A 4,303-nucleotide genomic window follows, 5' to 3' on the forward strand; every position below is an offset into this window, starting at 1 on the left:
CCCGGTCAGCCCGGCCGATCGTCCGGGGGCGGCGCTGCCGGCCAAGCGCCCGGGCCGGCCGCTGGCTCCGCCGGCGTCCAACCTGCGCAGCGGCGACGACGACCTGACGGCCGCCCTGCGCGGCCTGGCCGAGGCCGCCGCGCGGTCGGAGCAGGATGATGACGAGGGGCTGTTCTCGCCCGAGCCGGAACGCTCGGAAGCGGAACGGGAACTGCTGCGGGCCCTGCGGTCGGTGCGGTGAGCACCGCCGCCGCAGGTTGGACCACTTGGGGGAAGAGTAGGGCGTCATGAAGAAGTTCGCGATCCCGCGGCCGCGCCTCCTGCCGGTGACCATCTTTGTCGCCGTGCTGATGCTGACGGTGCGCCTGGGCGGTCTGTACGAGGACTTCAACCGGCTGAACCTCGCCGAGGTGTCGGTCGGCCAGTCGGCCGCCCTGGCGCAGAACGCCGAGGGCGCCGCCCCGCCGGTGGCGCCGGAGCCGGCGCCCATGCCGGCCGGTGTCCAGCCCTCCGCCGGCGGCCTGCCGCCGGTCAGCGCCTCGCAGGTGGGCGGGCAGGCGCCGAAGCCGCAGGCCTCGTTCGACCCGGCGCAGGACCCCGCCGCCTTCACCCAGTCGGAAATCGACCTGCTGCAGAAGCTGGCCGAGCGCCGCGAGCAGATCGAGGCGCGCGAGAAGGAACTGGCCATGCGCGAAGGTCTGCTGCAGGCGGCCGAGACGCGAATCGACCGCAAGGTCGCCGAACTGAAGACCCTGCAGGACACCATCACCGGCCTCCTCGCGCTCTACGACGAGAAGGAAGCCGAGAAGGTCGCCCAGCTGGTGAAGATCTATGCGACCATGAAGCCCAAGGATGCGGCGCGGATTTTCAATGATCTCGACATGCCCATTCTCATCCAGGTCATGGTAAACATGAAGGAGAGCAAGTCGGCGCCCATCCTGGCGTCGATGGACCCCGCCAAGGCGCGGGCGCTCACCGAGGAGATGTCGCGCATGCGGCGTCTGCCCAACCCCGACGGCACCGCCGGCGACGGTGCAGGCTGACCAACCAAAAGGGTTGCCTCACAAGGTCGGGTATTTTATGAGAAGCGGTAGTGTTTTTCGGGTCGTAGCCTGGTTGCCGGCCGGCTGTCGCAAACGGAGTCCAGAATGGCTGTCGATTTGAATATGCGTGTCCTGATCGTCGACGATTACAAGACGATGCTGCGCATCATCCGCAACCTGCTTCGCCAGTTGGGCTTCACCAACATCGATGAAGCGACCGACGGCAGCGCCGCCCTCCAGCTGCTGCGCGCCAACGGCAACTATGGCCTGGTCATTTCCGACTGGAACATGGAGCCGATGACCGGCCTGCAGCTGCTGCGTGAAGTGCGCGCCGACGCCAAGCTGAAGATGCTGCCGTTCATCATGGTCACCGCCGAATCGAAGTCGGAAAACGTGATCGCGGCGAAGGAAGCCGGCGTTTCCAACTACATCGTCAAGCCGTTCAACGCGGAAACCCTGAAGAGCAAGCTGGTCAGCGTGCTCGGCGACTTCTGAGCCGCCGTTCGGTATCGGTCGGGGAGGGTCGGCATCGACCGGCGGGGAGGTCTTGCCATGGCTGCAGCTGTTGTCGATGAGGCCCTTGAGGCCCGTCTGGCGGAGCTTCGGCAGACGCGGGGGGAAACCGTCGCGATCGCCGATGTCGCCGGTGTCGTGGAGGCGCTGCTTGCCTCCATGACGGGGGATGTGACGGCGGAGGATGTCCAGCTCTACAAGGAGCTGGAGGGCCTGGCCCGCTACATCCACGCCGCCCGGTGCGAGATCGCCGCCATCAATCCCGGCGAGATCCAGTCGCAGTTCCTGCCGAGCGCGTCCGACGAGCTGGACGCCATCGTCGAGGCGACGGAGAAGGCGACCAACCAGATCATGGACGCCGCCGAGGTGCTGGAAGCCCTGGAGGCGGAGGTGTCGCCGGAAGCCGCCGAACGGCTGGCGCAGGCCACCACCCAGATCTACGAGGCCTGCACCTTCCAGGACATCACCGGCCAGCGCATCACCAAGGTGGTGCGCACCCTGAAGATCATCGAGGAACGGGTGGACGGGCTGGTGCGCGCCTTCGACCCCGCCTTCGACAAGACCCGCGCCGCCGATCCGGCCGCTGCTGCCGCCACCACCGCCGCCGCGCCCGCCGCGGCCGGGGCGGGGGCCGCCGCTGCCGGCGGAGCGCCGACCAAGCCGACCGACGAGGAGCTGCTGAACGGTCCGCAGATGGCGGATAACGCCATGCGGCAGGACGATATCGACGCCCTGCTCGCCAGCTTCGACTGAGCCACGGAAGAACCCGTTCCGGATGGAACACATCGAGGAACTGGCGCGACAGAGCGGCAAGCGGCACACGTCGCTGTCGCTGTTCCTTGCGCTGTACCTGATGCTGCTTGCCTTCTTCATCACCCTGCTGTCGCTGTCCACCTTCGAGGAGGACCGCCAGACGCGGGCGGTGGACAGCGTCAACGCCGCCTTCAACCGGTTCGAGACCACCTCGCTCGGGCGCTTCACCGGCGATGCCGGTCTGGCCGTGCAGGAGGCGCGCAGCTTCCACGAGGAGCTGGAGGGGCTGTTCGAGGCGGCCATCCCGGCGGTGAAGATCACTCACCGCTCGCAGGGCCGGGTGATGGAGGTGGACCTGCCTGTCGAGGCGCTGTTCGTGCCCGGCGAGGCGCGGCTGCGGGAGCCGCATCTGCGGCTGCTGGACCGCATCGTCGCCGGCCTGTCGACGGCGCCGCGCGGCTATCGCTACGTAATGGAATTCGTAACCGGTTCGGATTACCCTACGGGCGAATTGCTGCCGCTGGCCGAAACGCTGGCGATGGCCCGTGCCGGGGTGCTGGCCCGCACCCTGGTGGAGCGGGGGGCGCCGCCGGCGGCGGTGGTGGTCGGGGTGTCGCCGCTGGAGGCCGGGCGGGCGCGCATGACCTTTACGATGGCGGACGAGGCGGCCGACCGGCCCGACCTCAGCCGCCCGCTGGCCGAACCGGTGCCGCAGGCGCCGGAGGACGCCGAGGCCGGAGCCGCGCCCGATGCGGACGCCGGCCCGGCGCAGGAGTGACGGATGGTGATGGACGAAGAGATCGACAGCGGCGACAGCGGCACGGCGGCCTGGATGGTCACCTTTGCCGACCTTGTCGTGCTCATGCTGACCTTCTTCGTCCTGCTGTTCTCCATGACCACCATGAAGACCGACACATGGGATGCGGTGAGCCGCGCCTTTTCGCGCACGCAGCAGACCGAGCCGCAGGCGCCGGTCTCCGACCGCTCCATGGAGTTCAACATCGCCGCCCGCGACGTGCCGGTGGCCATGAACCTGACCTATCTGGAGGCAGTGCTGCACGAGACCCTGGCGGCCGATCCGTTGCTGTCGCGCGCCCGCCTGTCGGTGGCCGGCGACCGCCTGGTGCTGGCGCTGCCGGCCGACGTGCTGTTCGGCGCCGACGGCGCCTTCAGCCCGGCGGGGGAGGCGTCGCTGGCGTCGCTGGCGGGCAAGCTCGCCAACCTGTCCAACGCCATCTCGGTGTCCGGCCATGCCGCCGCCGGCGAGGGGCGGGGCGGCAGCGGCGGCTTCACCTCGGCATGGGAGCTGTCCATGGCCCGCGCCGCCGCCGTCGCCAATGCCCTCACCCAGGCCGGCTACCGCGCTGCCATTCCCGTTCTCGGCCACGGCGACAGCCGTGCCGCCGATCTTCCCGCCAGCCTTTCGCCGGCCGAGCGCGCCCAGCTTGCGCGCCGCGTCGACGTGGTGATCCATGAAGGGGCCCGCAGCCGATGACCGGTCTGCCCGCCAGCACCGCCGTTTCGCCGTCGCGCCGCCCTGGCCGCGCCCGCGCCTGCCTGCGCCGGCTGGCCGCCGCCCTGGCGGTGGCGCTGCCGCTGCTGGCCGCCGCCCTGGCGGCCGCCGTCGCCGATGCCGCCACCGGCGTGCGGGCGGCCACCCATGACGGCTACGGCCGCATCGTGTTCGATTGGGACAGCCCGGTCCGCTACGACGTCGAAACCGCCGCCGGGCAGATCATCATCCGCTTCGACCAGCCGGTGGGTCCGGGGGCGGAGCGCATTCCCGCCACCCTGCGCGACTATGTCGGCGCCGCCCGCGTGTCGCCCGACGGCAAGACCGTCACCCTGCCGCTGAAGGGCGGGTTCGAGCCGCGCACCTTCACTATCGGCACCTCGGTGGTGCTCGACCTCATGGCGCGCGGCGCCCAGCCGCCCGCCGCCCAGGCCCCGGCCCAGCCGCAGGCCCAGGCCGCCGCCCAGCCGAACGGCGTGGC

At 70.3% G+C, this 4,303-nt stretch carries 5 protein-coding genes and 2 pseudogenes; all 7 read left to right on the top strand.

All coding sequences use genetic code 11. The features are described 5' to 3' along the window. Window positions 1-241: pseudogene (locus tag ABD056_RS22465) on the top strand (hypothetical protein); the annotation flags it as partial. 46 nt (window positions 242-287) lie between these two features. After that, window positions 288-1,043, top strand: a complete 756-nt coding sequence (locus tag ABD056_RS22470) for a MotE family protein (RefSeq protein WP_343870495.1) — start codon at window positions 288-290, stop codon at window positions 1,041-1,043. Window positions 1,044-1,148: 105 nt separating this feature from the next. Beyond that, entirely contained in the window at window positions 1,149-1,538 is a 390-nt protein-coding gene (locus ABD056_RS22475; RefSeq protein ID WP_097281084.1) for a response regulator, read from the top strand. A gap of 57 nt (window positions 1,539-1,595) precedes the next feature. Next, a complete protein-coding gene (locus ABD056_RS22480; RefSeq protein WP_343870498.1) occupies window positions 1,596-2,309 on the top strand; it encodes a protein phosphatase CheZ in 714 nt (237 codons plus the stop codon). A gap of 22 nt (window positions 2,310-2,331) precedes the next feature. Then, window positions 2,332-3,087 carry a hypothetical protein gene (locus tag ABD056_RS22485; RefSeq protein ID WP_343870500.1) on the top strand — a complete coding sequence of 252 codons (756 nt, stop codon included), beginning with the start codon at window positions 2,332-2,334 and terminating at the stop codon, window positions 3,085-3,087. Window positions 3,088-3,090: 3 nt separating this feature from the next. Further along, window positions 3,091-3,804, top strand: coding sequence for an OmpA/MotB family protein (locus ABD056_RS22490; RefSeq protein ID WP_343870502.1), 714 nt, complete (start codon window positions 3,091-3,093; stop codon window positions 3,802-3,804). Next, window positions 3,801-4,303: pseudogene (locus ABD056_RS22495) on the top strand (hypothetical protein); the annotation flags it as partial. The gene ABD056_RS22490 and the pseudogene ABD056_RS22495, both read left to right, overlap by 4 nt.

Origin of the sequence: Caenispirillum bisanense, from assembly GCF_039523075.1 — a bacterium.
Lineage (GTDB): Bacteria > Pseudomonadota > Alphaproteobacteria > Rhodospirillales > Rhodospirillaceae > Caenispirillum > Caenispirillum bisanense.

Coding starts and splice junctions, on each gene's coding strand:
- ABD056_RS22470 (WP_343870495.1), top strand. CDS start 288: ATGAAGAAGTTCGCGATCCCGCGGCCGCGCCTCCTGCCGGTGACCATC.
- ABD056_RS22475 (WP_097281084.1), top strand. CDS start 1,149: ATGGCTGTCGATTTGAATATGCGTGTCCTGATCGTCGACGATTACAAG.
- ABD056_RS22480 (WP_343870498.1), top strand. CDS start 1,596: ATGGCTGCAGCTGTTGTCGATGAGGCCCTTGAGGCCCGTCTGGCGGAG.
- ABD056_RS22485 (WP_343870500.1), top strand. CDS start 2,332: ATGGAACACATCGAGGAACTGGCGCGACAGAGCGGCAAGCGGCACACG.
- ABD056_RS22490 (WP_343870502.1), top strand. CDS start 3,091: ATGGTGATGGACGAAGAGATCGACAGCGGCGACAGCGGCACGGCGGCC.